The organism is Paenibacillus sp. EZ-K15, assembly GCF_002573715.1.
Taxonomy (GTDB): Bacteria; Bacillota; Bacilli; order Paenibacillales; family Paenibacillaceae; genus Paenibacillus_AQ.
The window spans coordinates 189,674-216,558 of the sequence record NZ_PDHM01000017.1 but is presented as its reverse complement, the minus strand read 5'-3'; the positions used below and the strand labels follow the sequence as shown (position 1 = coordinate 216,558).

30 protein-coding genes and 1 pseudogene are annotated in these 26,885 nt (G+C 45.1%); 25 read left to right on the top strand and 6 right to left on the bottom strand.

Features of this window, described 5'->3' with window-relative positions:
- Positions 1-7: 7 nt before the first annotated feature.
- Entirely contained in the window at positions 8-1,438 is a 1,431-nt protein-coding gene (pdxR, locus tag CRG97_RS17580; RefSeq protein ID WP_098745720.1) for a MocR-like pyridoxine biosynthesis transcription factor PdxR, read from the bottom strand.
- Positions 1,439-1,589: 151 nt separating this feature from the next.
- On the opposite strand from pdxR, the gene CRG97_RS17575 reads away from it, so the two are divergent.
- Entirely contained in the window at positions 1,590-2,831 is a 1,242-nt protein-coding gene (locus CRG97_RS17575) for a serine hydroxymethyltransferase (RefSeq protein WP_098745717.1), read from the top strand.
- On the opposite strand, the gene CRG97_RS17570 is transcribed toward CRG97_RS17575, so the two are convergent.
- Positions 2,797-3,696 carry a hypothetical protein gene (locus CRG97_RS17570; protein ID WP_098745714.1) on the bottom strand — a complete coding sequence of 300 codons (900 nt, stop codon included), beginning with the start codon at positions 3,694-3,696 and terminating at the stop codon, positions 2,797-2,799. The two genes, CRG97_RS17575 and CRG97_RS17570, sit on opposite strands and share 35 nt — an antisense overlap.
- Before the next feature lie 516 nt (positions 3,697-4,212).
- Here CRG97_RS17570 and CRG97_RS17565 point away from each other — a divergent pair.
- From CRG97_RS17565 to CRG97_RS17535, 8 genes are all read left to right on the top strand, one after another.
- Positions 4,213-5,016: a phosphotransferase gene (locus tag CRG97_RS17565; protein ID WP_098745711.1), complete on the top strand. Its 804-nt coding sequence runs from the start codon at positions 4,213-4,215 to the stop codon at positions 5,014-5,016.
- A 163-nt stretch (positions 5,017-5,179) separates the two neighbouring features.
- Positions 5,180-5,284: a DUF6254 family protein gene (locus tag CRG97_RS33730; protein ID WP_015735743.1), complete on the top strand. Its 105-nt coding sequence runs from the start codon at positions 5,180-5,182 to the stop codon at positions 5,282-5,284.
- A 183-nt stretch (positions 5,285-5,467) separates the two neighbouring features.
- On the top strand, positions 5,468-5,881 hold the full coding sequence (locus tag CRG97_RS17560) for a hypothetical protein (protein WP_098745708.1): 414 nt from the start codon (positions 5,468-5,470) through the stop codon (positions 5,879-5,881).
- A 145-nt stretch (positions 5,882-6,026) separates the two neighbouring features.
- Positions 6,027-6,500, top strand: a complete 474-nt coding sequence (locus CRG97_RS17555) for a MerR family transcriptional regulator (RefSeq protein WP_098745705.1) — start codon at positions 6,027-6,029, stop codon at positions 6,498-6,500.
- Complete coding sequence (locus tag CRG97_RS17550; protein ID WP_202618957.1) at positions 6,484-6,930, top strand: hypothetical protein; 447 nt, start codon at positions 6,484-6,486, stop codon at positions 6,928-6,930. Before CRG97_RS17555 ends, CRG97_RS17550 begins: the two co-directional genes overlap by 17 nt.
- 600 nt (positions 6,931-7,530) lie before the next feature.
- Positions 7,531-8,421 carry a class I SAM-dependent methyltransferase gene (locus CRG97_RS17545; protein ID WP_098745702.1) on the top strand — a complete coding sequence of 297 codons (891 nt, stop codon included), beginning with the start codon at positions 7,531-7,533 and terminating at the stop codon, positions 8,419-8,421.
- A gap of 31 nt (positions 8,422-8,452) precedes the next feature.
- Positions 8,453-8,767 (top strand): thioredoxin, encoded by a 315-nt coding sequence (gene trxA, locus CRG97_RS17540; protein WP_098745699.1) that lies wholly within the window; start codon positions 8,453-8,455, stop codon positions 8,765-8,767.
- A gap of 165 nt (positions 8,768-8,932) precedes the next feature.
- On the top strand, positions 8,933-10,477 hold the full coding sequence (locus CRG97_RS17535) for a right-handed parallel beta-helix repeat-containing protein (protein WP_098745696.1): 1,545 nt from the start codon (positions 8,933-8,935) through the stop codon (positions 10,475-10,477).
- Between the two features lie 51 nt (positions 10,478-10,528).
- Here CRG97_RS17535 and CRG97_RS34025 read toward each other — a convergent pair whose 3' ends face one another.
- Complete coding sequence (locus CRG97_RS34025; RefSeq protein WP_272914369.1) at positions 10,529-10,657, bottom strand: hypothetical protein; 129 nt, start codon at positions 10,655-10,657, stop codon at positions 10,529-10,531.
- Between the two features lie 109 nt (positions 10,658-10,766).
- On the opposite strand from CRG97_RS34025, the gene CRG97_RS17530 reads away from it, so the two are divergent.
- From CRG97_RS17530 to CRG97_RS17520, 3 genes are all read left to right on the top strand, one after another.
- A complete protein-coding gene (locus CRG97_RS17530) occupies positions 10,767-11,240 on the top strand; it encodes a MarR family transcriptional regulator (RefSeq protein WP_237566466.1) in 474 nt (157 codons plus the stop codon).
- A 20-nt stretch (positions 11,241-11,260) separates the two neighbouring features.
- Positions 11,261-11,674: a metallopeptidase gene (locus CRG97_RS17525; protein WP_098745693.1), complete on the top strand. Its 414-nt coding sequence runs from the start codon at positions 11,261-11,263 to the stop codon at positions 11,672-11,674.
- A gap of 185 nt (positions 11,675-11,859) precedes the next feature.
- Positions 11,860-12,285 (top strand): disulfide oxidoreductase, encoded by a 426-nt coding sequence (locus CRG97_RS17520; RefSeq protein ID WP_098745690.1) that lies wholly within the window; start codon positions 11,860-11,862, stop codon positions 12,283-12,285.
- Between the two features lie 241 nt (positions 12,286-12,526).
- On the opposite strand, the gene CRG97_RS17515 is transcribed toward CRG97_RS17520, so the two are convergent.
- Positions 12,527-13,066, bottom strand: a complete 540-nt coding sequence (locus CRG97_RS17515; protein ID WP_098745687.1) for a hypothetical protein — start codon at positions 13,064-13,066, stop codon at positions 12,527-12,529.
- A 386-nt stretch (positions 13,067-13,452) separates the two neighbouring features.
- On the opposite strand from CRG97_RS17515, the gene CRG97_RS17505 reads away from it, so the two are divergent.
- The gene (locus CRG97_RS17505; RefSeq protein WP_098745681.1) at positions 13,453-14,139 is read left to right on the top strand and encodes a sulfite exporter TauE/SafE family protein; all 687 of its coding nucleotides are present in this window, start codon (positions 13,453-13,455) and stop codon (positions 14,137-14,139) included.
- Positions 14,140-14,145: 6 nt separating this feature from the next.
- On the opposite strand, the gene CRG97_RS17500 is transcribed toward CRG97_RS17505, so the two are convergent.
- Complete coding sequence (locus CRG97_RS17500) at positions 14,146-14,553, bottom strand: FixH family protein (RefSeq protein WP_098746662.1); 408 nt, start codon at positions 14,551-14,553, stop codon at positions 14,146-14,148.
- A 640-nt stretch (positions 14,554-15,193) separates the two neighbouring features.
- Here CRG97_RS17500 and CRG97_RS17490 point away from each other — a divergent pair.
- From CRG97_RS17490 to CRG97_RS17440, 11 genes and pseudogenes are all read left to right on the top strand, one after another.
- A complete protein-coding gene (locus tag CRG97_RS17490; protein WP_098745678.1) occupies positions 15,194-15,970 on the top strand; it encodes a TerC family protein in 777 nt (258 codons plus the stop codon).
- A 208-nt stretch (positions 15,971-16,178) separates the two neighbouring features.
- On the top strand, positions 16,179-16,460 hold the full coding sequence (locus CRG97_RS17485) for an ArsR/SmtB family transcription factor (RefSeq protein WP_098745675.1): 282 nt from the start codon (positions 16,179-16,181) through the stop codon (positions 16,458-16,460).
- 73 nt (positions 16,461-16,533) lie between these two features.
- Positions 16,534-18,789, top strand: coding sequence for an ATP-binding cassette domain-containing protein (locus CRG97_RS17480; protein WP_098745672.1), 2,256 nt, complete (start codon positions 16,534-16,536; stop codon positions 18,787-18,789).
- 184 nt (positions 18,790-18,973) lie between these two features.
- On the top strand, positions 18,974-19,204 hold the full coding sequence (locus CRG97_RS17475; protein WP_098745669.1) for a hypothetical protein: 231 nt from the start codon (positions 18,974-18,976) through the stop codon (positions 19,202-19,204).
- A 171-nt stretch (positions 19,205-19,375) separates the two neighbouring features.
- Entirely contained in the window at positions 19,376-19,873 is a 498-nt protein-coding gene (locus CRG97_RS17470; RefSeq protein ID WP_098745666.1) for a DinB family protein, read from the top strand.
- Positions 19,874-20,211: 338 nt separating this feature from the next.
- Positions 20,212-20,685, top strand: coding sequence for an SRPBCC family protein (locus CRG97_RS17465; protein ID WP_098745663.1), 474 nt, complete (start codon positions 20,212-20,214; stop codon positions 20,683-20,685).
- 161 nt (positions 20,686-20,846) lie between these two features.
- Positions 20,847-21,242: a VOC family protein gene (locus CRG97_RS17460; RefSeq protein ID WP_098745661.1), complete on the top strand. Its 396-nt coding sequence runs from the start codon at positions 20,847-20,849 to the stop codon at positions 21,240-21,242.
- A 227-nt stretch (positions 21,243-21,469) separates the two neighbouring features.
- A complete protein-coding gene (locus CRG97_RS17455) occupies positions 21,470-22,720 on the top strand; it encodes an MFS transporter (RefSeq protein WP_098745658.1) in 1,251 nt (416 codons plus the stop codon).
- A gap of 115 nt (positions 22,721-22,835) precedes the next feature.
- A complete protein-coding gene (locus tag CRG97_RS17450; protein WP_098745655.1) occupies positions 22,836-23,714 on the top strand; it encodes an ADP-ribosylglycohydrolase family protein in 879 nt (292 codons plus the stop codon).
- A 226-nt stretch (positions 23,715-23,940) separates the two neighbouring features.
- Positions 23,941-24,264, top strand: a pseudogene (locus tag CRG97_RS17445) (glycosyltransferase); the annotation flags it as partial.
- Positions 24,265-24,501: 237 nt separating this feature from the next.
- Entirely contained in the window at positions 24,502-24,864 is a 363-nt protein-coding gene (locus tag CRG97_RS17440) for a DUF4181 domain-containing protein (protein ID WP_098745652.1), read from the top strand.
- 480 nt (positions 24,865-25,344) lie between these two features.
- On the opposite strand, the gene CRG97_RS17435 is transcribed toward CRG97_RS17440, so the two are convergent.
- Positions 25,345-26,088, bottom strand: a complete 744-nt coding sequence (locus tag CRG97_RS17435; protein WP_098745649.1) for an SDR family oxidoreductase — start codon at positions 26,086-26,088, stop codon at positions 25,345-25,347.
- A 181-nt stretch (positions 26,089-26,269) separates the two neighbouring features.
- Between CRG97_RS17435 and CRG97_RS17430 the strand changes: the two genes are divergently transcribed.
- A complete protein-coding gene (locus CRG97_RS17430) occupies positions 26,270-26,836 on the top strand; it encodes a sugar O-acetyltransferase (RefSeq protein WP_098745646.1) in 567 nt (188 codons plus the stop codon).
- The last annotated feature ends 49 nt before the right edge of the window (positions 26,837-26,885 follow it).

Genomic DNA, 26,885 nt, shown 5'->3' with positions numbered 1-26,885 from the left:
GTTGGTATTATAAAAGCAACCCCGCGAGACGATAAATGCCTTCTTCAATGGCAGCTTCATCTACTTTAGCAAAACCCAGTACCCATCCTTTTCGATTGCTTTCCAAACCATACGTACTAAGCGGATAAACACGGATACCTTTTTCGAGCGCTAACTTCGTCACGGCTTCTTCGTCGAACGACGGCTCTGCCTCAAGAAGCATATGCAGCCCTGTTTCTACGCCGCTTAGTGTGAAGTGTTCACTCAGACCCGTCGCGATGATAGCTTTCGTCATAGCTTCGTGTCTGCGCCGATATACATTTCGAACTCGTCTCATATGGCGCATGAAATGACCATGTTTAATAAAATGAGTAAGCGTTAATTGCTCCATAATTGGAAGATGACGATAGGTTAGTTCTTGAACTTGGGCAAGCCGGCGAATAGCCTCATTGGGACCAATGATTGCCGAGATGCGAATTCCAGGAGCAACCATTTTGGAAAAACTCATCATGTACAAGGTATTTTGAGGACGCTGACTGAACAAGGTTGGAAGTGGATCGCCGCGATATCGAAATTCACTGTCGTAATCGTCCTCAACAATCCAAAACCGCTGTTCAGCAGCCATATGTAACAATTGTTGCCTGCGAGGCTCCGACATAATAACTCCAACCGCACACTGGTGGGATGGCGTAACAAACACAAGTTTGGACCCAGGGTGAATGCGGTCTACATACAGCCCGTACTCATCGACCGGAACGGATACAACTTGCATACGCCGATACTTCAACGCCATCCAGGCAGCGGGAAAGCCGGGATCTTCAACCGATACCGTATCTCCTTCATGTAAAAGGGCTTGGGCGATTAGATCAATGCTATGTTGTGCGCCTGAAGTTAATATGATTTGATCGATATTCACATGAACGCCCCGTTCAAGGGATAAATAACGTTGAATCTGTTCTCGCAGCGGCAGGAAGCCATAAGCGTTGCCGTAAGCCCAATTGTCCAGGTTTGTTTCTGTGGACGCATGTAAAAAAGATTGTCTCCAATTCTTTTGAAAATGTTCGTCCAGATAGGGCTCATGGGGACTGAAATCGATGTCTACTTTCCGATGTTCTTTGTCTCCGAACCAACTGTGCAAATGACCGACTGAAGCGTTTAATAAGGGCAATTCGGGGAGGAGGGGCCCTTGGGTAGCCGTATCCTCTGATAGACGAGAGGCATATGACCATTCGCTAACTCTTGTCCCGCCGCGACGAGAGGTGACGGTGTACCCGCGGCTGAATAATTCTTCGTAAACAATCTGTATGGTTGAACGGGAAACGCCAATCAATGGAGCGAGTTCGCGGGAGGGGAGCAGTAATTCGCCTGGCGGCCATTTTCCGGTCGTAATATTATGGATTGCTTGATCCAGAAGCTGCTGCCAGATGGGACGTTCATCATCTCGGTTAACTTTTAGCATACATACACCTCTGATGTTATTATGGATTGCTCAATTTGCTGAATTATGGATATTAAATAACACTCCATTGATTGATATACTATCATGACAATCGTTGCTTATACAACACAATATAAGTAGACAAACGAGCATACAGAGAGGAAGAGGGTTCATGAAATATTTGGAACAACAAGACAAAGCAGTGGCACATGCTATTCGGCAAGAACTTGTACGGCAGCGGGATACAATAGAACTGATTGCATCGGAGAATTTTGTAAGCCAGGCTGTCATGGAAGCCACAGGTACGGTACTGACCAACAAATATGCGGAAGGGTATCCGGGAAAAAGATATTATGGCGGATGTGAATATGTTGATATAGTAGAAGAGCTTACCACTTCCCGTGTCAAAGAGCTTTTTGGTGCGGAACATGCCAATGTGCAGCCTCACTCCGGTGCGCAGGCGAATATGGGAGTTTACTTTGCATCGGTCAAGCCTGGTGACACCATTTTGGGCATGAATTTATCCCATGGTGGACATTTAACGCACGGGAGTCCGGTGAACTTTTCCGGTAGACTTTACAATTTTCTCCCTTATGGTGTCGATGAACAAACCGGACGCATTGACTTTGATCAAGTGCGAAAACTTGCTCATAAGCATCATCCGCGCATGATCGTTGCTGGCGCCAGTGCTTATCCTCGAACGATTGAATTTGAGTTGTTTGCCCAAATTGCTGCCGAAGTTGGAGCCCTTTTCTTTGTGGATATGGCACATATTGCGGGAATTGTCGCTGCGGGCTTGCACCCCAACCCGGTACCGCATGCGCATTTTGTAACGACGACGACGCATAAAACGTTGCGAGGACCAAGAGGCGGAGTCATCATGTGCCGTAAGCCATGGGCGCAAGCCATTGATAAAGCGATTTTTCCTGGGTCACAAGGCGGCCCGCTTATGCATGTCATCGCGGCCAAAGCGGTTGCTCTAGGCGAGGCATTGCAACCGGATTTTAAAACGTATATGGAAAAAACTCTTGAAAATGCTAATGTACTAGCGGAAACACTAATGAATGAAGGGTTAACCGTTGTATCGGGAGGAACAGATAATCATATCGTTTTGGTTGATTTGCGCACGATTGGACTTACGGGCAAAGAAGCTGAAACCATCCTTGATGAAGTGGGGATTACCGCTAATAAAAACGCAATTCCTCATGATACGGCAAGCCCGTTAGTAACGAGTGGCATTCGCTTCGGAACCCCTGCTATGACATCAAGAGGATTGGGTCCCAAGGAAATGAAAGAAGTTGCCCATCTGATTGGTCTTGCCTTTAAAAATCCGAAAAGTTCGACGGTCAAAGATCAGATATTGGGAAGTGTACGTGAGATTACTTCTCAATTTCCTTTATATGGTGGGCTTTAATAGTGCCAAAGATTGCGCGAGCCTTGCTCCAATCCACGCCCAGACTGCCTTGCCAGCCAGCCCAAGGCATCTCCATATCGGAACGGCCTTTGGTATTGTCTAGACTGGACTCAGCGTTGATGATGGACTCCATATCCGTCCAGCGATCCGGGGCAAGCTCTAGGATGCGATTGGGAATCACACCGACCATGGCGAGCGCCTTGAGCATGCCGCGGCGTATGCCGGCGTGTCCTTTGATGATTTTTTCGGATGTGAGCCGCTTCTCGTATTTCCCCGGCGTTTCGGCCGCTTCCGCGCGGTCCAGGCTATGCAGTAGATCGCTGAAAGCCTGCTTGTCTTTTTCCGTTGGTTGAATAGGGCCTTGCTCCAGCAGTTTGACGAACTCGGTCATGTCTACATACGCGCCGAAGCTCGATCCGCTGTAATTATTACCTAGATGCATTGCATAACGGATGTAGGACAAGTTGTCCCAGCCTTCGTCGCTATGACTGAATGCGCACACCCTGCAGGCAAGAACGCGCTCGGCTTCCTCATACGCATGCGTCCGCGCATGTATCATGGAATGGTAACTGGCCAGCGAGGATATCCCTCGCGGGTAGCTCCCACCGACCCCGGCGATAAAGGCGCTGCCTACGCTGCTCCAGGAAAGGAGGGGGTTCGTCTGCAGCACGATCAGCTTGTCGATGATCTCGTCATGACGGATGTATTGCAGTTCATTCGGGACCCATCCGCTGGCGTGGAGCAGCTCCTGCTCGGCCGGAGTAAGTGTACCCGTCTTATAGATGGAAACCTTGCGTTCCCGATCATAGTCGTTATTCGAGTGATGGTACAGCTTTTTCAAAACGCGCAACAGCTTGTTGTTCATGGATAACTCCTTTCAATTAAGGCGGGATACACACGTTCTTCTGATAACCTTGGGTTGTCACATTCCATTATAATAGTATCGGGCAACGTAGGCATGCGCTTAAAGGACCAGGCGGGACATAGAGGAAGCGAAGAGGAACGGGATCGAGGCAATAGCTCGTTTTTTACGACTCAAAGTAAATGAACGGCCCGTGTCTGGAAGGCGCAAGGATCCAGCTTCGTTCGATATAAGTTTCTGAGGACAAGAACACTTGTCCGATTAGATAAGTGACAGATGTACTCAGCAGTGGTAGCCCTGTTAAGCTATCGTGCTGAATTGATTTAAACAAAACTTTACCTTGTACTTCCTCCTGGTCAACTTTACTATCTTTTATAGATGAAGTTTATAAAAAAGGAATTTCATCAAGAGTTAAGGATTTTGATAAAAACTATGTAGTCACATTTTCATCTAATCGATGGTTAAGGGGAAATTAAATGTTAGAACAAGTTGATATAAACAGCATCCTCAAAGATCTTCATGACTGTTATTGCATCTAAAAATAAGACTGGTTCTACGGATGGGCGGGTTTATATTCTTTCAGAGCAGAGCGAACCGAAATACGTTTTAAAAATAGATCACTCGAACCAAATTACCTTGGCGGAACAATTTCTTAATACACATCGGCACATTAATCTTTTGCCTGAAATTCTCTATACTGATCCTGCAAAAGAGTATATCGTATATTCATACATTGCGGGTACAACTCACACTGCCAGCGGTTTAAAAATCAATTGGTTGACAACTTTGACGAGAGAACTCTTCAATCATTACGAAAAATGTCTACATACAGACCAGTGGGGAAGACTGGGATCACCAGTTCAATCCTGGCATGAATGGAACATTCGGAGTTTAGAAGATACTAGACATAATTGGGGAAGCCTTTTGCCAATTGAGGATTATTATAGATTGGAATCCATTGTAGAAAAAATATCCAAAAGTGCAGAGAATGAAGCGAGATTTTTACTTCATGGAGATACTGGTGTCCATAATTTTGTGTTTCATGAACACACATTGGTTGGTGTTATCGACCCTTCGCCAATGATCGGTCCTTTGTTATATGATTTTACGTATGCTTTTTGCTCCTCTCCAGAAGATTTAAACCTAGAAACGTTATTGGAAGCATTCAATTTGCTGAATCATGAACCTTTGGAGAGATCAAGGCTTATTGAAGAAGTCATCTTTCAACTATATTGCCGTATTGGTATCTGCATACAACTCCATCCGCATGATTTGGAGAAATATCTAAAAGCGTGGGAATATTGGAAAGCCCTCTTAAACTAACGGGGGAATGGATCGGACGTCAATCCAGGCTGGCCAATACCAGCATTACTAGCGCTCTCGGGCTGCGCCCATGATTTTAGAGAATGTCATGAATGAATAGAGCATCGGAATGACAAGATAAGAAAGTGGTATACATTTCAATTTCCAAAGGAGGATATCTGTTATGGCTCACCAGAAGAGAAGGAAAGAAGCTGCCTGGAAGTCACGAAAGCAAGAACAGCATCCCCATGGTAAAATCAAATCGCTCAAGGAATTGTCCAGCGAATAGAATGAAGAGTATACTACTTGGAAGAGAAAGACTGTCGGCGTAAAATACCGGCAGTCTTCTTTTTTGTAATCCTTCATCAGACATCTCGTTTGTCTATGGAAAAAACTTGAAAAATATTTATATTGCAATTATAGTAGATATTGGAATTAAAAATAATATTTGTATGAAGAGGAGCGTGAGCCTATGAAAAAGAGAATTGCTAGTATTCTTACCGCTACTGCAGTTTTATTATCTATTCCAGCAAGTGCATTTGCATACACGCCATTACAAACTCAATTATCCAGCATTATCACCCCGCTTGCTCATGATGAATGGAGCTTCGTTGTATCAGGTGAAGATGAGGTCACTTTTGATTATTCAAAATCTGATGGAGTGAACTTACGTGTCTGGCTGGGGGATGATGAACGCGCTGGTATGGAGCTCCTTGTGTATGATCCAAATGGCAACCTTTTTGCTTCAGGTAATTCAACATCTCGGACTGATTATCAAGTTAAACTGGAAACTAAACCAAAAATCGAAGGAACCTATAAAATCAAAGTGGTTGTAAATGATGGTGGAGGACCCTACTGGATTTCATTGGCTGCGAGATCCTACTAATGCTTGGACCGTCCATAATTGGACGGTCTTTTTTAAGCTGTTTTTTTAACAGACTCATAACGATTCTGGAGATAGCTTGATTGCGCAAAAATGAATACACAATATGACTTGACATTGGAGCTTACTCCAATGTTATTTTGAATACATGGAAAAACTTTATTCTATTCAAGAGGTTTCGCAGTTACTTGGGATTCCAAAGGATACACTTCGGTACTATGACCGGATTGGAATCGTTTCGCCGTCCCGTGAAGACAATCGGTACCGCAGGTATTCGAAGAATGACCTCATCGATTTGATGAATATTCAAATCATGCAGTATGCGGACTTCACTCTTGACGAGATCAATGGAACGTTTGGGTTCCACAGGATGGAGAATGTAGACCCTGCTTATTGCCGTGAGGTTGCTTCGTTCCTCGATGCCAAGAATGCAGAAACGCGTAAGAAAATTGCCCATCTGGAAAAGGTCAGTCAATTGCTGGACGTAGCAGCCGAAACGCTAAGGGACTTTAATCATGAAAGCGACCAACGGCTGGCAGAAATCGTTCGCGAGTTATACCGGTCTATTCGCAAGAAGGAACCGGGAATATCCGAGGAGGGATGTCATGGGCATCAAGGTTAGGAATTTTTATTTTTTTTTTGCTGGCATTCTGGCGATACTGTTTGCCTTTACGCACGCATGGAACGGGCAAACCGCTGTACTGCCGACGCTTGATGTAAGTGTGATAGCGTTGGACACCCGAACCGTATTCATGTATGTCTGGCATATCATCACGGCAGAAAATCTGATCTTCGGCATCGTGTTCATTTTCATGTCATTCCAAAGCGAGCGATTGAAGATCCGGTTTGCCGCATGGACCATCGTGTCGCTTCTGATCATCCGATTAATGGTCATTCTTGGCATAACCGCATTACAAGACGTATCGGCACTTAAGGATACGTTAATCGATTCGATTGCGATCGTAATCTATGTCACCTTCATCATAATGGGCATAAGAAGAAAGCCAAAGGTGATCAGAGGTCAGATGCCCCAATCCGGTCGGGTGGAGTGAAGAACTAAGCCGGGAGAAAGCATCGTTGGCAGCTATGAGCCGGGGATGGAAAAAGACTGTGACAAATCAAAGAAAAGGCTGTCCATTCACCGGGTGATCCAGCGAAAAGGATAAAGAATATACTATTTGGATGATAAAGACTGTCGGCGTAAATTACCGGCAGTCTTCTTTATTGTAATAATCTTTCCATCTTAGCTGTAATGTTCATTGTCAGCATATGGCTAAAGCAGATTACGACTAAAAATGGTATTGCAAATTGAAGTTGAATTGTTTAATATGGATATCACATATCCATATTAAGAGCGATCTTAAGAAGGGAAGCAGGGAGGAGGGGAAGGAGACACGCAGTTCTCTAGAAGTACAGCAGGGGCAGGAACGTTCGGGAAAGTGCGAATGCTTGGAAGAGAAGGTACTGGACGGTGCGAAACTGCATTTGTACCTCTATGTTGATGGAACACACGATCCAGTCCGTAAGGGATGAGGCTTTTAAGCAATGGAACAATAGCTGTGAACAAGAAGTGATACATGTTTTGTGCTTCAATTATGGATAATATAGATCTGTTAAAGTCAGAAACTATAGCGATAAGAGAGAGGGATATTATGAACGATTTTTTTAATGAGGCCATTTGGGAGAAGGCTTGGAAAGAACACGGTGAACGCGTTGTGAACAAGATGAAAAAGACCGGAATCGAACCGACCCGGGCCTTTGATCATAAGGCGAAGACTTTCAATGAGCAATCGTTTAATGAAGAGGGAAGAAAACGGACCACACGAATCATGAATTGGCTTGAAGGACAAGGGGTTCAATTCGACAACGCCTCTGTACTGGACATTGGCGCCGCTTCGGGAGTATTTTCGGTGCCGTTTGCAGAGCGAGGGGCACGCGTAACTGCCGTAGAATCCTCTCAACCATTGATTGAACTGCTGAAGGAAAATATCACAACATTCGCCGATGACCAGGTACAGATTGTACCTGAACCTTTTGAAGATATTGACGTGCTGGCCAGAGACTGGAGCAATGCCTTCGATCTCGTTTTTGTCTCGATGTGTCCGGTCATTCTGGATTGGGATAGCGTCGAAAAGATTTTACAATGCGCCCGGGATTATTGTTATATCAGTATGCCGGCAGGCTCTATGGAGCTCAGTTTGGTGAATGAAATCTGGCCGCTCATCACCGGTCAGCCCTTCCAATCGAAACACATGGAATTCGGATATTTGCTTCATCTACTGTATCTTAAAGGCTATTCCTATGAGTCCCTTATCACACGGGAAACGAAGACAACGGAAGTCTCAAAAGAAGCGGCGTTACTGGAAATGATGAACTGGCTTCGCAGTCGCGGTCTTGCTGCAGATGATCAGAATCGTAAATTGGTTGCAGACTATTTGGAGCAAGCGTATCCGTCCGGCAAAGTAACCATCCGACAGAGCGGTCGTTATGGCAAAGTACTGGTTCGAATTCAGGAACAAAGCATGTACACAAGAACAATTTGAGTCAGATCAAGAATATGAAAGGATGATGATAATGGCTATCCAACACGTAACAGATTCTACTTTTAAAGGGACGGTGCAAACCGAAGGAGTAACCGTGGTGAATTTTTGGGCTTCTTGGTGTGGTCCATGCAGAATGTTTGCACCCGTTCTAGAGGAATTTGAAAGGGAAGCAAAAGGTTCCATTAAAGTAGTTAAAGTTAATGTAGACGATAACCCGGCGACGGCTTCCCAATTTCAGATTATGAGCATACCGACCACTCTCATATTCAAAGATGGGAAGCTCCTTTATAAAGAATCAGGCATATTGCCGAAACATGTCTTGAAGCAGCACACTGCCTCCAATTGAAGGGAACAGAATGAAAACAGTCTTCATGAATAGAAATGAGATCCCAAAGGGATCAAAATATGCGAGAGGCGCTTTTATGAATAGAGAGAAAAGCTAATTCCAAATTCGTCGTGACTTCATGGATTACCTCAATGTAAAATATGAAAAGATGGGAGATGAGGAACGATGTTGAAATTAGTAAAGGCTTTACTGCTGGGATTGAGCATGACTGTAATTGGTTTAGATTCTGGAAATGTGCAATCTACCGTCGTGTCAGCAGCCGGTACTGAATATTATGTCGCCACCGACGGTAGTGACTCCAATCCGGGGACTATTCGTGCGCCATGGAAGACGCTGCAGCATGCGGCTGACGAGGCTGATCCGGGTAGCATGATTTACGTTCGGGACGGCGTATACAATCAGAAGCTCAAGATAACACGCTCCGGAACAGCTGCACAAGGTCCCATTACTTTCACAAACTACGGTTCGGAGAAAGCCATCATTGATGGTGCTGGACTTTCAGTCAACGGGATCGAAGGGCTTATCGAGATAAAAGATGTGGATTACATTACTATTCAGGGCTTGGAGATTCGCAATTATACGACGACTTCCAAAAACGCGGTGCCTGTTGGAATCTACGTTCAAGGTTCTGGCGGCTTTATTAATCTGACCAACAACAAGATCCATGATATCAAGAGCACGGTCACACCAACCGGCAGTGATTTGCTTGGCAGAGATGCTCATGGTATCGCCGTATATGGCACCAAAGCTCCAGAATCGCTTCATGACATTACGATTCATGGTAATGAGCTGTACAATCTTGTCCTGGGTTCCAGTGAAACACTGGTACTGAATGGTAATGTAGATAAGTTCGCGGTAACGGACAATCTCATTCATGATAACGACAACATCGGGATCGATATTATCGGTTTCGAGGGGACAGCGCCGGAAGAAGCCTACGACCAGGCCCGAAATGGCTTGGTGAAAGGCAATCGGGTATACAACATTTCTTCCAACAACAATCCTTCTTATGGGAAAAGACTCCCGAATAACAGTAATTCAGCTGGCGGTATTTATGTTGATGGTGGCAAAGACAGCATCATTGAGCAGAACTACAGCTACAACAATGATATCGGCATTGAAATCGCCTCCGAGCATGCGGGCAAATCCACCAGCAATATTACGATCCGAAGCAACATGGTGCACAATAACCGGTTGACAGGGATCGCCATGGGTGGATACGACGAGGAGCGGGGCTCAACGGTGAATTGCAAGGTAGTGAACAACACCGTCTACAATAACGATATTTTAGGTGATGGTAGCGGCCAGCTCTATGTCCAGTATGATACGAGAAATAACGTGATCAAGAACAATATCTTTGTGGCCAGTTCTACTGGTGTGCTGATCTACAATGAATATGTCAAAAATTCAGGAAACGTCGTGGATTACAATCTATATTATTCTCCAGGCGGTAGTGCAGATGCATTCTGGACATGGAAGAACAAAGACTATACTGGCTTCTCCGCATATAAAGCGGGAACCGGTAACGATGCGCATTCTTTGTTCATGGATCCTAAATTCGTAAATGCTCCCGGTGGCGATTTCCATCTTCAGTCTTCGTCCCCAGCGATTGATGCTGGTTCGACGGATCACGCGATCATCGGAACGCAGGACATTGACGGAGAGCCAAGAGTGCAAGGGGCCAATGTAAACATCGGCGCAGATGAGTAAAGCAATACCTTTTTAGAAACGGGTAAAACAGAGCTGAAATGTTAAGAGTGCCTAATAGCAAGCGGGTTCGGCAGCATTCGGAACGTTCTTATTTCGGATATTTGGTATGTATTTTGGGCTGCAGCTTGGAACGCATCCATCAAAAAAGTCGCCAATTTTGGCGGCTTTTTTGCCTTCCATAAGTTCTTCCCCCTGGCACTTTGTGAGAGTTTCTGCTTGACATTATTTTGTTTACCAGTAAACTAAAATTGTTGAATGGTTAACAATAATTCCAAAGGAGGTGACTCTTATGACCTTAAATAAACGCAAAGAGGCGATTGAAGCAGTCCAATACTTTATCATGAATCGAGAGAAGAATATTCGGAATCGGAGCACGTCGATCGAAAGTACTGTCGGTTCAGATTCAGTGAAAAATTGGTCAATGACGCAACTTCACATCTTGTCTTTAGTAAAGCGTCACCCATGTCAATTGAATAATACGTCTTTAGCCACGGAACTAAATTTATCAAAATCCGCTATAACTAAAGCCATTAATACATTGATTCAACACCATTTAGTCGTGACTGCAAAGAAAACGGACAATCTCAAAGAAATTTATTATGAAGCGACAGATCAAGGGAAACAGCTGGCTACTGCTCATGATAAGCTGCATCACCAGGCTGAAGAGAAGTATTACGAACTGTTCAGTCATTTTAATGATGAAGAAATCGATGTTATTATTCGCTTTCTTAATGCGTGGTTGATGACTTCGGAATACAAATAACTCTTCAGGAGATGACTAAAATGAACAAGCAGGAAGCCATTCGTTTTATTTCGCACATGTATAACGACATTATTGTTAATTTTGATTTTGTTAAAATACCTGATTATTTCCATAACGACTACGTTCAAGTGACTGATGGCAACAAGATAAACATGGAAGAATTTAAGAATCACCTAACAACATTAAAAGCTTCTGTGGACCAAATTACCGTTTCTCCATTTTACGATACCCTCTATGACGAAGAGCTCCAGACTTTGACATTGCGATACACTGTAGATGTTACCAAGAAAAGCGGAACCCGCGGATTAATAGAGCTTATCGCCATTTTTGAGATTAAACACGACAAGATTGTACGTTGTAATGAACTGTCGCATGCCCTTCATCATGATAACGAGTTTAAGGAACTTGCAAGTATTTCTTCTCCAGTTGTTTAATATTGCTGTCCTGAAGCTCATCTACCCGTGACTTAGCCAGCAGGCCAATCCAAGAATTAGCGAAAACATATAGCCCGAATGAGCCATTTTCATATATAGACAATTAAGAGAAAATGAAAAAATCATGTAATAATACCGAGTCGTATGGCTGCTGGAACAAGAATAAAAGGGAGGTAGCTTGAAAAATGAATAAAACAGGAGTTTGGTTATTTTTTGCATGGACTGTATCAGCTGTAGCAACTACCGGAAGTTTGTTTCTTAGTGAAGTATGGCATTTTACGCCATGCGTCTTATGTTGGTATCAACGGATCTTCATGTATCCATTAGTCATTGTTTTGGGAATCGCAGCATATCGGCAAAAGACGCACATCGTCCCATACATCCTGCCCCTGGTTATCATTGGCGGAGGCATATCTACATATCATAGTATTATTCAAAAGCTCCCCAAAGAGTCGGATATTGCCGCATGCGGACCGGTCTCCTGCTTGAACGACTATTTGAATTGGTTCGGCTGGTTAACCATTCCGATGCTGGCATTTGCCGCGTTCGTGCTCATCGCTGTAGCTCTATTAATGGCCCTGCGCTCGCAGAAGCAACAAACAAACCAGTGATAAGTAAATGACACGTAACAGCCGGCCTAATGGCCGGCTGTTTTCAATCATCACCCACTTTTTATATCTTGCGGTCTTATTCCATATCCCTATCCTCCAACAAGGAGCTTGTGATACATTACTTAAAAATCATGAGGAGGAGATGGAATTTGTATGAGTGGTGTGGCATATAAGGGTATGCCATGTGGGACTAGCGTTTCGCTTGAACTCAACAAGTTTGCAATAAAAAAAGCGACAGGATTCAACCTGTCGCTGGTGTTCCAAGGAAAACTATAATTTCTTCGATGCTGGTATTGATGTAAGTGTTCATTCCAGATATGTACTTGCTGAACTCTTCCGAAGACATTTTACTTTTGCCTTGCATATAAGACTTGATCTCTTGAATGCTGTCGGATTTGTATTTGTTCAATTTCTTTAGCATGACGTTGCTTCTTTTTTTCATGTCGGATGTCTGCTTGCTGCAAGTTTTCTTTGCTTCGCTGAGACTTTTTTTTGCCTTATCAAGTGACACCTTCGCTTGGCTCAATGCTTCTTTACTGGCTTTAGCCTTCTTAAGGCTGTTATATTCAGTAGAAAGTTGTTTGAATTGAGTGGTTAGCGAGGTCACATTCACGCACACAGGGTGCTTGTACGCTTTTTGGGCAGCCTTCACTTTTTTCACCTGTGCGTTATAGTCCTTAAAGTACAGTTTATGAATCTCAGACGTAGAAACGGATGCTGCAAAAGCCTGTGACGGAATGAACAACGCCAGCATCAGAAGTAATACAAAAGTCTTTTTCATTAGGATATGCACCTCTTCAGTTGTAGTGCTTATAGCATATACCATAATTTGTCACCCATCAATATTTAAGTAGAAAACTTATTTTTAGTCTCTCCAATACAATGATAACGCAGCTTTATAGCTATTCTTAATATTCGCGTACCTTCATACAATGAATGGATGCACGATCCTATGAAGAACGGCATATAAGGTGCGGCCGGGAAGGGGGATGGAATGCTTCTTGGAACGATATTACGTATGTGTGAGAAACCGAAAATAGATGGAGGAATGCTCGTACAGGACTTGAAGCCAAAAGCAGAGATTCCAACCGGAATGGAAGTCAGCACTTTGCTGGTTGTCGGTCATTCGCCTGGACCCCAATCAGGGGTACAGCGGGGTGTAAGAACATGGCCTTGACGGGGAGCGGATTACTGATAGTGGCACTGACTGGCTTGATGGGGGCGCCGCATTGTCTGATTATGTGCGGAGGGATCGTTTCGTCTCTGGCCCTTCGAACCAGCGGCTCTCCGCTTGCTTCTGTGTTAGCCTACAACGCTGGCAGAGTGACAACGTACACGGTGATTGGAGGCTTTATGGGGATGGTAGGCTCCTTTCTGGATGTGGCTGGCAGCTTTGTAGGCTTCCAAGGAGCGGCCAGCATCATTGGTGGACTGCTCATTCTGCTGTGGACATTTCGTCGGTACACATTGCCCATTTATAACACTCATCTGCCGAGACATTCTTTTTTTCACCTGAAATTGGAACGGCTTGGTCAGCGGTATGAGTTGTTTGCGACATTTTTAACCGGCCTTTTGCTCGGTTTTCTTCCATGCGGTTTGACCTATGCGATGCACATGAATGCAGCGGCATCCGGTTCTAGTCTGGAAGGCCTCTTGATCATGCTGGTATTTGGACTTTCGACTTTTCCCATTCTGCTCCTAACGGCGGTGTCTGCTGGCAGTCTAACGAAAAAGTGGCGCAGAGGAATGCGGAAATTCGGCGGAATTCTGGCCTTTATAATGGGAATACTGTCAATTTTAAAGGGACTTAGCGCCAACGGATGGATTCCGGGTATCCACCCATGGTTATGGTAAGAAGGACTAGCGAACTTTGAGCAGCGTCCTTACTGTGACATATTGATCCTCCCAACGAAGGACCGCTTCCGCGTGCCAAAGTCCTTGCATAACAGGTACGGCAGTTGCGATGTATACACCCGGCTTGGATTCGACAATTACAGCGGGGAACACACCACAAAACATATCGGGCATGGTGAGGTTGAGTTCAATATCGGCGTTAGCAACTGGCTTCTCAGGTAGCTCAGTAATGAAAACCTGAAAGGATGTTTGCTTCATGGGTTCGGCAACAGATTGAACGGATTGTATTTCCATGCGAAGCTGCCCATCGGTATAAAGATCTTCTACTTTGGGACGATCGTGAACCTGCCGGTACAAAATCACAGCCGCGATCATAAAGAGCAACAGAAAAGCCATGCCCCATCTTGTCTTCAAGATATCCCTTCTTTCGCCTGAAAACATGAGTATTCTCTCATAGGTATGTAAGAAAAGGTCAGAACATGCACATATAGATGAGACTCTAGTTCTGGATATGTGCCGGAACCCTAATATGGAGAAGAAATCCGTACCGGAACTTAATCCCCTCCGCAACCTTCTAGGGATGTTGGAACTTCCCTGGGACCTGGTTGTGGATTTTTTTGATAGTGGACTCTGTAAGATCGTTTGGGATTTGGATGGAATATGGATGGATGGGAAGGCGGCTCTCCAATCTTAAGAATTGATACGTTTCCAGTGGGAAAGTCCGGTTGATTTCTCATTCCTTGAGAAAATGATCGAGTTTAATATTATGGATAAGGCAGACTGTTCAATTTTTTGGCGGAAATAAGAGTGCATAAGGAAATCCCCTTGGAAAAGGGGATTTTGATTTCTGATCGAGAAGTCGCCTTGTAGAGAGTAGATTGAAAAATTGTGCCATAAATGAATGAAACGAGACGTTACTTGACAACGTAATAACGAAAGGGAGTCATGGCACAATCAAAACTGGAATAAACCTCTGCTGCTTTAACTGGAGCTTAGTTGTTTTTAGTCAGAGGTTTAACCATAAACATTCTCAGTTAAGAGGGGAGAAGTACTGTTGGAATCACTTTGGTTGGAGTATGCATGGGCATTACTAATTTTAATTGGATTGGAAGGTTTACTATCGGCGGATAATGCCCTTGTACTGGCAGTGATCGCGAAGCACTTACCGGAGGACCAGAAGAAGAAAGCTATTAATTATGGGATCATTATGGCTTTTGTTTTTCGCTTCGCTGCTCTGTTTGCAATATCGTTTATTGCGAATGTCTGGCAAATACAGGCGATCGGAGCTGCTTATCTTCTATACCTCGGGTTAAAGCACATCATCAAAGCGCGTTTCGGTAAGGAAAACACGAATATTCGCGAGGACGTAAAGAAAGATGCTGCCGGTAAAGGCTTCTGGCCAACGGTAAGCAAAATTGCTATTGCAGATCTCGCCTTTGCAATTGATTCCATTCTTGCTGCAGTGGCTTTGGCACTGGGTCTCCCAGATTCCCCGCTTCCGGATTTCGGTGGTATGGACGGAGGACAATTCTTGGTTGTCGTGCTTGGCGGAATCGCCGGGCTCGTTCTGATCAAATTTGCTGCCACATGGTTTGTAAAGCTGCTTGCGCAACGGCCAGCACTGGAGACCACGGCTTATGCCATCGTGGCATGGGTCGGTGTCAAGCTCGCTGTGATTACTTTGGCCCATGAAGATATCGGGGTGTTAAATCATGATTTCCCACATAGCACAGTCTGGACCATTATCTTCTATGGTGTCTTGGTGGCGATAGCTCTTCTCGGTTGGTTTGCGCCTGCGAAAAATAAACAGTCACAGACCGGTCAACTCTAGTCCGTTCTTTCCTTCATTGCTGACAAATGGCTTTCCCGTAAGGGAAGGCCATTTTACATGTTCCCCTTATTTAGTTGACACGACACTAATTAGTTTCCTATAATCAATATGTCACTAAATGGTGTCCAATTAGAATAAAGTCATTTGGAAAGAGATTGGAGTCTGAAGAGGTTTCGCTTCTTGATAATCATATTTAGGAGAGAGTGTCGTGAGAGAGAATAACCAGTCGCGAGATGTGTTTGACGCGATTGCAGATCCAACAAGACGCCAACTGATTCATCTGTTGGCACAAGCAGAGGAGATACCGCTTCATGAATTAACGGCACAGTTCCATATGGGCCGAACAGCGGTATCCAAGCATTTGACCATCCTTAAAGAGGCCGGCCTGGTACATGACCGAAAAGTCGGCCGAGAAACACGGTTTAGGCTAAACGCTTCTCCATTACGAGAAATTGAAGATTGGGTGGCTTTCTACAGCAAAGAAGAGTGAGTTTCACATGATCTATGGATTTCTTCCTCAATGTAACATTTAGAAATGAACTCCGATCGGAAGGATGTTAGCCATGAGCGAATCGAATCAGGAATATATCATCATTTCAGCCGCGAGGGAAAACAATCTCAAGAACGTATCCTTGCGCATTCCCAAGCGGAAGATCACGATATTCACCGGGGTATCCGGATCCGGCAAGTCATCGATCGTCTTCGATACGATTGCCGCAGAATCGACACGTTTACTGAATGAGAACTTCAGTATGTTCGTGCGTAATTTTCTTCCTCGCTATCCACAGCCAGATGCGGACGCCATCGAGAATCTGAGTATGGCTGTAATTGTCGATCAGAAGCGGCTGGGGGGTGGTTCCCATTCCACGATGGGTACGATTACCGATATTTCTCCCATTCTCCGTCTACTCTTCTCCAGAGTGGGACAACCTTATGTTGGCCAAGCGAACATGTTCTCGTTTAACGATCCGCAAGGCATGTGTCCCGAATGTAATGGGATTGGTCGTAAATTAGGCGTTGACATGAGCAAGGCGCTGGACATGTCAAAGTCGCTCAACGATGGGGCGATTATGCTGCCGGACTATTCGGTGAACGGCTGGGAGTGGAACATGATTGTGCAGTCGGGGGACTTTGATCTCGATAAGAAGCTGAGTGACTATTCGGATGATGAACTGGAGCAACTGCTGTACGCCAAAGCAAGGAAAGTGAAGATGGATTTCGCCGGCAAGGCAACGAATATTACAGTGGAAGGCGTTATTGAGAAGTTCACGAACAAATACATCAAGCAGGATGTGAAGACGAAATCCGAGCGCACGCAAAAAGCTGTTGCACCCTACATTTCCGAGGGCCCATGCTCCAGCTGCCGCGGTGCCAGACTAAGTCAGGCAGCGCTTAGCTGCAGGATCAATGGACTCAACATTGCGGAGATGTCCTCCATGGAGGTCGGTCAGCTCATTCGTGTCATTCGGGAGATTGACAACGCGATCGCCGTGCCGATGATCAAGTCACTGACGGAGCGGCTGCAGCATCTGGTGGATATCGGACTCGACTACCTGACGCTGGATCGTGAAACGGACACATTATCCGGTGGGGAGTCACAGCGCGTCAAGATGGTGAAGCATCTGAGCGGCAGTCTGGTAGATGTCACTTACATCTTCGATGAACCCAGCGTTGGCTTACACCCCCGTGATGTACACCGGTTAAATGAATTGCTTCAGAAGCTGCGCGACAAGGGCAATACCGTGATTGTCGTCGAGCATGATCCCGATGTGATCAAGGTGGCGGATCATATCGTTGATGTAGGGCCTCACGCCGGCAGCCGAGGCGGTACGATTGTGTATGAAGGAAACTTCCAAGGCTTACTGGAGGCAGGTACGCTGACAGGCACCCATATGAAGCGGCCGCTCCAGCTGAAGCACGATTGCAGGCGGCCTTCCGGCAAGCTGTCTATCCAGGATGCCACACTTCACAACCTTCGGAACGTGAGCTTAGATATTCCTACCGGCGTGCTGACCGTCGTTACAGGAGTTGCCGGCTCGGGCAAGAGTACGCTGATTAACGAAATATTCCTCAGCCAGCATCCGGATGCGATCGTTATCGACCAATCGGCAGTAGGCGTGTCAACACGTTCAAATCCCGCGACCTACACGGGCATTATGGATGATGTGCGCAAGGCGTTTGCTTCTGCAAACAAGGTCAACCAAGGCTTGTTCAGCTTCAACTCCAAGGGGGCTTGCGAGAACTGTCAAGGGCTGGGTGTAGTGTACACAGACCTTGCATTCCTCGAGAACGTAAAGCTGCCATGCGAAGTATGCGGAGGTAGAAGGTTCAAGGAAGAGGTGCTCGCATACAAGCTGAACGGCAAATCCATTGCAGAAGTGCTGGAGATGACGGTGGAGGAGGCATTGGAATTTTTCGAGCTAAAAGAGGTTGTGCGCAAGCTGCAAGCGATGAGTGATGTAGGGTTGAACTATATTACACTCGGCCAGCCGCTCAGCACGCTCTCAGGCGGGGAATGCCAGCGAATCAAGCTGGCAAGCGAGCTGCATAAGATGGGGAGCATTTACGTGATGGACGAGCCTACGACTGGCCTACATATGTCAGATATCGGTGACCTCCTGGGGATCATGAACCGACTTGTGGATGCCGGGAATACAGTGATCGTTATCGAGCATAACCTCGATGTGATCAGTCAAGCGGATTGGATCATCGATATGGGACCGGACGGAGGGAGCAGGGGAGGCCAAGTGGTATTCGAGGGCACACCTTCGCAAATTATCCATGCGGAGCAGTCGATTACGGGAAGATACTTGTCGTAATCTAAATCCACTTTTTGCTCAACCAAGGCTGCCAGCAGTATCGGCAGCCTTTCGTTTAGTAACGGGTAATTAAGTTCAATACTATGCATTAGATTCCTCCGATACTACCGGACGTAGACAATATTATCAGATTGAATAGGATTCATTGATAACAAATAAAAACAGACCAAGGGGTTCTTGATATATGTATTATGAAATAAATGGCGTAACGGTTGATTCTGCTGAGGTTTTGGATTATTTACAAAAGAACTATGTGCTCCATGTCTGTAAATATGTGCAAGAGAAAACCGGATGTACACTAGCCGAAGCAAGGAAGTTATACGTAAAAATGCTTCAGAACGAAGGCATTGAAGAAAAACCGAGTACCTTGGAGATTTTAACGTACTTAAGGGCTGAATACGAAGATAAAGACTGATATCATACTGATAATAGTAGTAGCTGGCACGGCTACGGCTATAACGCGGATGCGATCAATCATCCGTTCCTGAGCCAGCGGCCAATGATGGAGATTACTGAGACCGAGACAAGCCTTTTCACTCGATCGGGTTTATAGTATGCTAACCATATTAGGGAGGAGTGGGAATTTATGGTGAAACAACTGATCGTCGGAGACGCTCTGCACGAATTGGCCCATACGCGCCGCATTCTGGAGTGCTTACCCGAGGAGCATATGACGTGGAAACCGCACGTCAAATCCATGACGTTAGGCGGGCTCGCCACGCACCTGATCAACTTGCTCAACTGGCAAGTCGCGATTTTTCTTTACCCGGAATTCGATCTTTCGACCGTGCCGCTTCGGCGGGAAGCTTTGGAAAGACGCAAAGACATGTTGGAGGAATTCGACGCGAACGTTATCAAGCTTGAACAGCTGTTAGCCGAATGCGACGAGAAAGCGCTCGCCGAGGAATGGACCTTGCGGAACGGCGACCATATCATTCTGCGCCAACCGCGGGCAGTCGCGCTTCGCACATTCGGTTTAAGCCATATGGTTCACCATCGGGCGCAGCTCGGGGTATATTTGCGGCTGCTTGATATTCCGGTGCCGGGCATCTACGGTCCCTCAGCCGATGAGGAAGGCAAGTGAAAGAAAAGCCCCGAAAAGTCGCAGGGCATTTGTCAGAGGACAAGAACATATACACATACGAAGTCGCGGAAATCGCGGCTTTTTTTTGTCAGCCGATATGGACAGAAAATTAGTATCCTAACCGAGTAGATGATACTCTAATTCCAAACGACCTCGGCAGCCTAGCATGAAGATAACGGGTGGTTTTATTAAACCCATTATTAAGGAAATCGGGCGTTTTCGGGTGTGAAGATTGGGTTATTCAAAAGAGCAATCTGTAAGAAATCCATGCATTATTAATTTGCTATGATTGAAAAAAGGAGTTGTCAACAAGTCAATTTCATTTTGGAGGGATGGACATGAACCAAAACAATGCAACAAACAAAATTGCAACGCAAGTAGGTGAATGCGAGATTGTGATCACCCGCGTATTTGATGCTCCACGCGATCTTGTGTTTGATGCTTGGACGACAGAAGAGCACCTGTCGAAGTGGTGGGGTCTTCAAGGTTTTACGATGACTACACAGCAGTTTGATATGAAACCGGGCGGTACATGGGAGTTTATCATGCACGGTCCTGATGGCGTTGATTTTCCCAACACCAACGTCTTTGTTGAGGTCGTTAAACCCGAGCGAATCGTTTTCAAACATGCTGTGTTTCCTCATTTTCTGGCAACAGCAAACTTTGAGTACCTGGAAGGTAAGACCAAATTGACTTATGGGACAGTTTTTGAAGAAAATGCCGCTGTATTCGATAAGGTGAAAACATATGCCGTCCCAGGTGCCGAACAGACCATGGATCGTCTTGAGGAGCATCTGGCAAGTATGTCTTGACGCTAACGGGAAATGCTGCTTCAAATCAGGAAGTGTATAATCTTCGATTAGAAGTAAATTAGATTTAAACACGATGTAAAAACTGCTATTAGCGGCTTTTTTTTGTTTAATTGAGACTAAAGCTTATTTCGATTTAATCTGAATGTTGAAGGAGTGTACGTATGAAGACATTAGGGTCGATGAATGTAGATGTTATAACGTTGTTTGTGGAGGATTTGCAAAAAGTGAGAGCGTTCTATCAAGAAGTATTTCGATTTTCCGCCATATATGAAGACGATGTGTCTGCAGTATTTGATTTCGGAAATATGAGCATTAACCTCCTGGATATTTCCGAGGCATACGGTCTGATCCATCCTGGAACAGTTGCAAGCCGAGAATCCGGATCTCGTTTCCAGTTTACCATTAGGGTGGAAGATGTGGATGCAGTATGTAATGAATTGAATAAACAAGGCGTTACTCTACTTAATGGTCCAATGGACCGACCTTGGGGGGTACGCACTGCTGCCTTCACAGATCCTGCAGGACATGTCTGGGAGATAGCGCAGCAATTGATATAAATTTAAAATTTCTCGTATCGATCTTGACTGCACAAAATAGCCGTCGGAATGACTGGCAACCGAGGGTGCTCCTAAGTACCTACAGGAAACGGTTAGTTTGGGAGACTAATTTCAGTCTTCAGGCGGAGGTCAACGATGACGATGTCCTTATAATAAGGAATGGAAAGGAGAGACATACCAATACTTAATGTGGGCATCTTTTAAAGACAAATTGGAGGTTGAAAAGATTGAATAGGCACGACAAAAGCACCAATGCACCAAGCCTTCTTCGCAATCGGTTTCTGCAGACGATTTTATTATCAAGCGTACTCCTGCAGATCGGCATCTGGGTACGTAATTTCGCTATCCTCCTGTATGTTGCGGATAGAACAAATAACGATCCATACGCCATTTCGCTTATCAGTGTAGCAGAATTCGCACCTATTTTTGTTTTTTCGTTTATCGGAGGCACATTTGCGGACCGCTGGAGGCCAAAGCGAACGATGATCTGGTGCGATTTATTATCCGCGGTTTCGGTATTCGTAGTGCTTCTGACCATACATTTCGGTTCTTGGCAATCCGTCTACCTTGTCGCATTCATCTCGGCTATTCTTTCGCAGTTCTCGCAACCTTCAAGTATGCGGTTATTTAAATATCATGTGTCTGAAGAACAACTGCAGCAAGGGATGGCTCTATTCCAATCGCTGATGGCCATCTTCATGGTGCTTGGCCCTATGCTTGGCACCTTTGTTTACAGCACGTTTGGCCTTGAAACATCAATCGCTGTGATGGGCGTGGTCTTTCTGCTTTCCGCACTCGTCCTGATTCGCCTTCCTGAGGATAATATGAAATCTCAAACGGCCGCAGTCAAAGGGCAATTCCGTAAAGATTTCGCGGAAGGCTTCCGCTATGTTTGGCAAAGCCAAGTGCTGCGTATGCTCGGACTCGCGTTCATTCTCGCAGGACTTGCTGTTGGCGTAGCCCAAGCTCTCAACCTGTTTATTGTAACGGAGCGGCTGGGTAAGAGCGAGGAGTTCCTGCAATATCTGCTGATGGTGAATGGCGTAGCCATGCTGATCGGCGGGGGGATCGTTGCCGTCTTTGCGAAGCGGGTTCCGCCACAGATACTTCTTGCAATAGGCATGCTGGCAGGCGCGGTCTGCACAGCCATTGTCGGTTATTCGACGAGCGTTACGGTCACGCTGACCGTTCAATTTCTGAATGGGCTTGTCTTCCCTTGCATTCATATCGGAATCAGCACCATGATCCTGAAATGGTCACATGCTTCCATTGTCGGTCGGGTGAACGGGGTTCTGAATCCGATGTTCGTAGGCATGATGGTCATTTCCATGTCTTTCGCTGGTGCGTTAAAGGATGCCTTTTCGCTGAGTACGATATATGGCGGAGCCGGATTACTATTTCTTCTTGGCGCACTGGTCATGGTACCGATCATGAACCAAAAAGCGCCAGATAACGTACTTACTGCACAAGAGATATAATCTCGCGATATCTATAAGGTTTGATGCAAAAGAGCCGGCTATGAAAAATGAGTCGGTTCTTCTTCATTTCCTGGTGGTTAACTTCCAGCACAATAACAGTATGTGAGGTGGTTGCATGGATAACAAATTATATGATCGCATCAAGGGCGGCCTGTACGGAGTGGCTGTAGGCGACGCTCTTGGTGGAACGACGGAGTTTATGAGCGAGCGAGAGATTAAGGAGAAGCACGGCTATTTGACGGAGATTATCGGCGGCGGGGTGTGGCAGTTGGAACCGGGGGAAGTGACCGATGATACGATGATGACGCTTTGCGTGGCAGAAGGGATACTCGAAAATCCTGATGAGCCGCTGGAGGCGATCGGGCGTTCCTTTATGGAATGGTTCCAATCACGGCCCAAAGACATAGGAAATATCATCCGTCATGTTTTTCAAAAATACGAGGGAGACTGGCTTGAAGCCGCCTTTGTTGCGCACATGGATATGGGGCAAAGCGCCGGGAATGGTTCCCTTATGCGCTGCCTGCCGGTGGCCCTGGCCTATAAGGACCCGGTGGATATTGACCGAGTGACAATCTTGCAGTCACGGATGACGCATTATGATCCAAGGTGCGCCAAAGTCTGCGTCATGTACAACCGAATGGCTCAACGCCTTCTACAGGGCGAAAATTTAAGAGCAGCCATCATGGCCGAGGTGGTGGGAAGCGAATACGAAGGCATCATTGAAGCACAGCCGGATTGCCCGGCAAGCGGTTTTGTGGTGCATACCTTCCGGTGGGTACTACATATTTTGCTCCATACATCAGATTTTGCAGGTGTCGTACAGAAGGCGGCAAATCTAGGGGAAGATTCCGATACGATTGGCGCCATCGCCGGTGGGTTAGCAGGTATCTACTACGGATATGAGGACATTCCTGCGAGATATGCGGAAGCGATCCTCATCCAAGAGAGACTCGACCGGATAATTTCGCAGCTGTATGCACTGAAAACTTCATAGAGTTGTTCGTCACCCTTATAGAAGAAAAAAAAGTTGAGTTATGGGTTCCTGTAATTAAAGTCCGGTAGAAAACACTCCATTACAAGTGTTTTTTCTTGTTAATTGAAACCTGTATCTAATGACAGCTGTATCGTAAATCATCCTCTGTATAAAATAGGATGCTTCAACCATAATAAGACAGATTGTTTTATTCCAAACATACGGACGAGCAGATGAATGTGAAAACCAAAATATTCTGATCGCAGGGAGAATTGTAGCGGCAGCCAAAGCGGGCAATCAGGCAGATGTAACTAAGTTAGAGGCGGATTGGCATAGAAACGCCGACGATATCGCCAAATTTTTGAGCGCGGCGAACCCGAACTGGCAGTTTAAAGTGCTGCAAGATATGCTGTATACGCATCTTCAGTTGATTACGGAAATCGTCGTTAACTCTCTCAAAGGAGATTGGAAAGCGGATATTGCAGCAACCGACAAAAACGAGATCCATATGATTCATTTAGCGGATATCCTGACGGAAGGCATTGTCAAACAATTTCCTGAAAAATTTTGAAGCGGTGGTTATGAAGCAGGTATTGTTGGAACAATTATTGGACTTTAGACTCAAAAACAGCACCTTGTTTTCCATAGGTGCTGTTTTGGTTTAAACTCGTCATTGATTCAAATAGGATAATCGTGTATTTTAAAGGAATGATAAACCTCTTATTCCAGATACGAGTAATTATAAAAAACCTGCATATTAGATCTTGAGTGATACTGGCCGCTATTTTTGAAAAGGGGTGACTTTAGAATGCTCTTTATCAGTATCATGTTGTATGCAATCATATTCGTCTCCGGGTACATATGGATCAAAAAAAAACTGAAGGTATCCTACGATTCAGATACGCCGCTGTATAAGCATATCAATCGATTTCATCGAATTGGGGAGTCCATCATTGTAGCTGTTTCCCTAATCGCGATTTTCTTTATGTGGTTTGTTTGGGAGTGGAGGGTGTCGGCATATCAGGACGTTATTCTTGTGATGGCTGTTCTACACGCTTTCCGATCCGTTGTTGAAAGACGCTATAAGAAGGAATCCAAACAACACCTCCTCAGTGCTTATGCAAGTGTTTGCGGTCTACTCCTTTTCCTTGGTATTGAGCTATTTGTGTAACAACACAAGAAGAACGGAAATTCTATTAGAAGATTTTCATCTAAAACAAACCAATAACAAAGCAAATGAAGCTTTCCACAATCACTCGAAGGGGTGAATATGGAAAGCTTTTTTATTCTCTTGTGGAAATATTCACTCCGCACAACGATGACACCTCGTCCTGATCATAAAGCTTAAGGATTGTTGCAGTGTGGACTAAAAACAGTTGCAATAACCAACTATCGGCGAAATTGTGATACAAAGTATGCAGGTTCCTTGGTGTTCCAGGGAGCAATTCGCTCTGTCAAATATAATTCCAGTTCGATGGCTTGGCAGCCAGTCGGAGGCTAAGCCCGTTGCACCTTCGAATTGGGCAGAGCCTGTAAAATGAGAGAGAGGTTGTCCGAAGTCACGTTTGGTGACTTGAAGGACAACCTCTTTCTTGATAATGATGTTAATTTCCATAGTGTAATGAACCTACTCGCTGAATCTGAGGTATATTTAAATAGGCTGCTTTGTTGGACGAATAACCATTTCGCTTATGGAAACGCTATTTGGTGTTCCCACTACATAAGCAACCGCATCTGCGATATCTTCGGATTTCATGCTGAGCTCAGGGTTTGCAGAATTTTGTTGTACCCACTTTCGGTTCTCTTCATGATGAATGGACGTATATAGTTCTGTATCAACTGCCCCAGGAGAAATAACGATGGATTGAATATTGTTGTCTCTTTCTTCTTGACGCAGTCCCTCCATAATGGCTCTTACAGCAAATTTCGTGCCACAATAAACAGCCGAATCTGGATAAACAACATGACCAGCAACCGAAGATGTCGTAATAATTTTTCCGGTCTGCTGCTTTTGCATGATTGGTAAAACGGCTGAGATTCCATTCAAAACGCCCATAATATTTACGTCCAACATGGCTTTCCACTCTTGTTTTCTGCTCTCAGCGAGCGGAGCTGTGGGCATAATACCAGCGTTATTAAAGATAGCATCAATTCGCCCATATTCCTTCATTGCCAAATCAATAACTTTTTGCACTTCTTCATCATTCGTTACATCCGCGGTTTGATAGACTATGTTTGCATCGGGCATGGAGGCTTTAAGTTTCTTCAAACGATCTTCACGGCGAGCTGAAATGACTAATCTGGCTCCTTGCTCTGCTAATTTACGTGCTGTCGCTTCACCTATTCCGCTGGATGCTCCCATAATAATAACAACTTGGTCTTTAACATTTGACATAAAATGTTCCCCATTTCCAACATATTTACCTCGTAAGGTGTTATAAGGCTATCACTTTGAGCAGACTTTAAGTCAAGCTGTATTTAAATTCAATTTTTGTTTGACTTAGAGTCAACTCTAAGTGTTACGGTAGAGAAGGAACTTCTCATTAAACATAAAAAATTCCGAGGGAGCGTATAGGATGAACCAGGACATTTTTGCAAGAGATCGCGCAGGTGAGGTCATTTCACTTCGTGACCCTGAATTTTATAAAATGGCAGATGCTATCGAACGTGCGCAGAAGCTTATTGCAGAGTTAAATACGGGGTATCACAATAAAAATAAAGTAAGAGAACTTTTTAGCCATTTAACGGGGAGTAAAGTGGATCATACATTTGAGTTGCTACCGCCGTTCTACACGGATTACGGTCAAAATATTAGAGTAGGGAAAGAGGTATTCATTAACCAAGGATGTACATTCATGGATCGGGGAGGTATCACGATTGGTGATAACGTGTTAATTGCTCCTAAAGTAAACCTTGTGACCATCAATCACCCGATATCTCCAGCTCAAAGAAGATCAACCGTTTCAAAACAAATTGTTATAAAAAAGGGGGCATGGATAGGGATTGCAGCAACCATTATGCCTGGTGTAACGGTCGGTGAAAATTCAATTGTTTCGGCCGGGGCTGTGGTTACAAAAGATGTACCTGATCATACAATCGTTGCAGGCGTACCCGCAAAGATCATTAAAACCATTGAAGAATAGAGGTTTCATTCGAGGAGATACTTTCAAGGGTAAAATGTAAGGGGTGAAC

What these genes read in the sequence shown, in the direction of transcription:
- pdxR (WP_098745720.1), bottom strand. Translation starts at nt 1,438, where the DNA reads ATGCTAAAAGTTAACCGAGATGATGAACGTCCCATCTGGCAGCAGCTT.
- CRG97_RS17575 (WP_098745717.1), top strand. Translation starts at nt 1,590, where the DNA reads ATGAAATATTTGGAACAACAAGACAAAGCAGTGGCACATGCTATTCGG.
- CRG97_RS17570 (WP_098745714.1), bottom strand. Translation starts at nt 3,696, where the DNA reads ATGAACAACAAGCTGTTGCGCGTTTTGAAAAAGCTGTACCATCACTCG.
- CRG97_RS17565 (WP_098745711.1), top strand. Translation starts at nt 4,213, where the DNA reads ATGACTGTTATTGCATCTAAAAATAAGACTGGTTCTACGGATGGGCGG.
- CRG97_RS33730 (WP_015735743.1), top strand. Translation starts at nt 5,180, where the DNA reads ATGGCTCACCAGAAGAGAAGGAAAGAAGCTGCCTGGAAGTCACGAAAG.
- CRG97_RS17560 (WP_098745708.1), top strand. Translation starts at nt 5,468, where the DNA reads ATGAAAAAGAGAATTGCTAGTATTCTTACCGCTACTGCAGTTTTATTA.
- CRG97_RS17555 (WP_098745705.1), top strand. Translation starts at nt 6,027, where the DNA reads ATGGAAAAACTTTATTCTATTCAAGAGGTTTCGCAGTTACTTGGGATT.
- CRG97_RS17550 (WP_202618957.1), top strand. Translation starts at nt 6,484, where the DNA reads ATGGGCATCAAGGTTAGGAATTTTTATTTTTTTTTTGCTGGCATTCTG.
- CRG97_RS17545 (WP_098745702.1), top strand. Translation starts at nt 7,531, where the DNA reads ATGAACGATTTTTTTAATGAGGCCATTTGGGAGAAGGCTTGGAAAGAA.
- trxA (WP_098745699.1), top strand. Translation starts at nt 8,453, where the DNA reads ATGGCTATCCAACACGTAACAGATTCTACTTTTAAAGGGACGGTGCAA.
- CRG97_RS17535 (WP_098745696.1), top strand. Translation starts at nt 8,933, where the DNA reads ATGTTGAAATTAGTAAAGGCTTTACTGCTGGGATTGAGCATGACTGTA.
- CRG97_RS34025 (WP_272914369.1), bottom strand. Translation starts at nt 10,657, where the DNA reads ATGGAAGGCAAAAAAGCCGCCAAAATTGGCGACTTTTTTGATGGATGC.
- CRG97_RS17530 (WP_237566466.1), top strand. Translation starts at nt 10,767, where the DNA reads ATGACCTTAAATAAACGCAAAGAGGCGATTGAAGCAGTCCAATACTTT.
- CRG97_RS17525 (WP_098745693.1), top strand. Translation starts at nt 11,261, where the DNA reads ATGAACAAGCAGGAAGCCATTCGTTTTATTTCGCACATGTATAACGAC.
- CRG97_RS17520 (WP_098745690.1), top strand. Translation starts at nt 11,860, where the DNA reads ATGAATAAAACAGGAGTTTGGTTATTTTTTGCATGGACTGTATCAGCT.
- CRG97_RS17515 (WP_098745687.1), bottom strand. Translation starts at nt 13,066, where the DNA reads ATGAAAAAGACTTTTGTATTACTTCTGATGCTGGCGTTGTTCATTCCG.
- CRG97_RS17505 (WP_098745681.1), top strand. Translation starts at nt 13,453, where the DNA reads ATGGCCTTGACGGGGAGCGGATTACTGATAGTGGCACTGACTGGCTTG.
- CRG97_RS17480 (WP_098745672.1), top strand. Translation starts at nt 16,534, where the DNA reads ATGAGCGAATCGAATCAGGAATATATCATCATTTCAGCCGCGAGGGAA.
- CRG97_RS17475 (WP_098745669.1), top strand. Translation starts at nt 18,974, where the DNA reads ATGTATTATGAAATAAATGGCGTAACGGTTGATTCTGCTGAGGTTTTG.
- CRG97_RS17470 (WP_098745666.1), top strand. Translation starts at nt 19,376, where the DNA reads ATGGTGAAACAACTGATCGTCGGAGACGCTCTGCACGAATTGGCCCAT.
- CRG97_RS17465 (WP_098745663.1), top strand. Translation starts at nt 20,212, where the DNA reads ATGAACCAAAACAATGCAACAAACAAAATTGCAACGCAAGTAGGTGAA.
- CRG97_RS17460 (WP_098745661.1), top strand. Translation starts at nt 20,847, where the DNA reads ATGAAGACATTAGGGTCGATGAATGTAGATGTTATAACGTTGTTTGTG.
- CRG97_RS17450 (WP_098745655.1), top strand. Translation starts at nt 22,836, where the DNA reads ATGGATAACAAATTATATGATCGCATCAAGGGCGGCCTGTACGGAGTG.
- CRG97_RS17440 (WP_098745652.1), top strand. Translation starts at nt 24,502, where the DNA reads ATGCTCTTTATCAGTATCATGTTGTATGCAATCATATTCGTCTCCGGG.
- CRG97_RS17435 (WP_098745649.1), bottom strand. Translation starts at nt 26,088, where the DNA reads ATGTCAAATGTTAAAGACCAAGTTGTTATTATTATGGGAGCATCCAGC.
- CRG97_RS17430 (WP_098745646.1), top strand. Translation starts at nt 26,270, where the DNA reads ATGAACCAGGACATTTTTGCAAGAGATCGCGCAGGTGAGGTCATTTCA.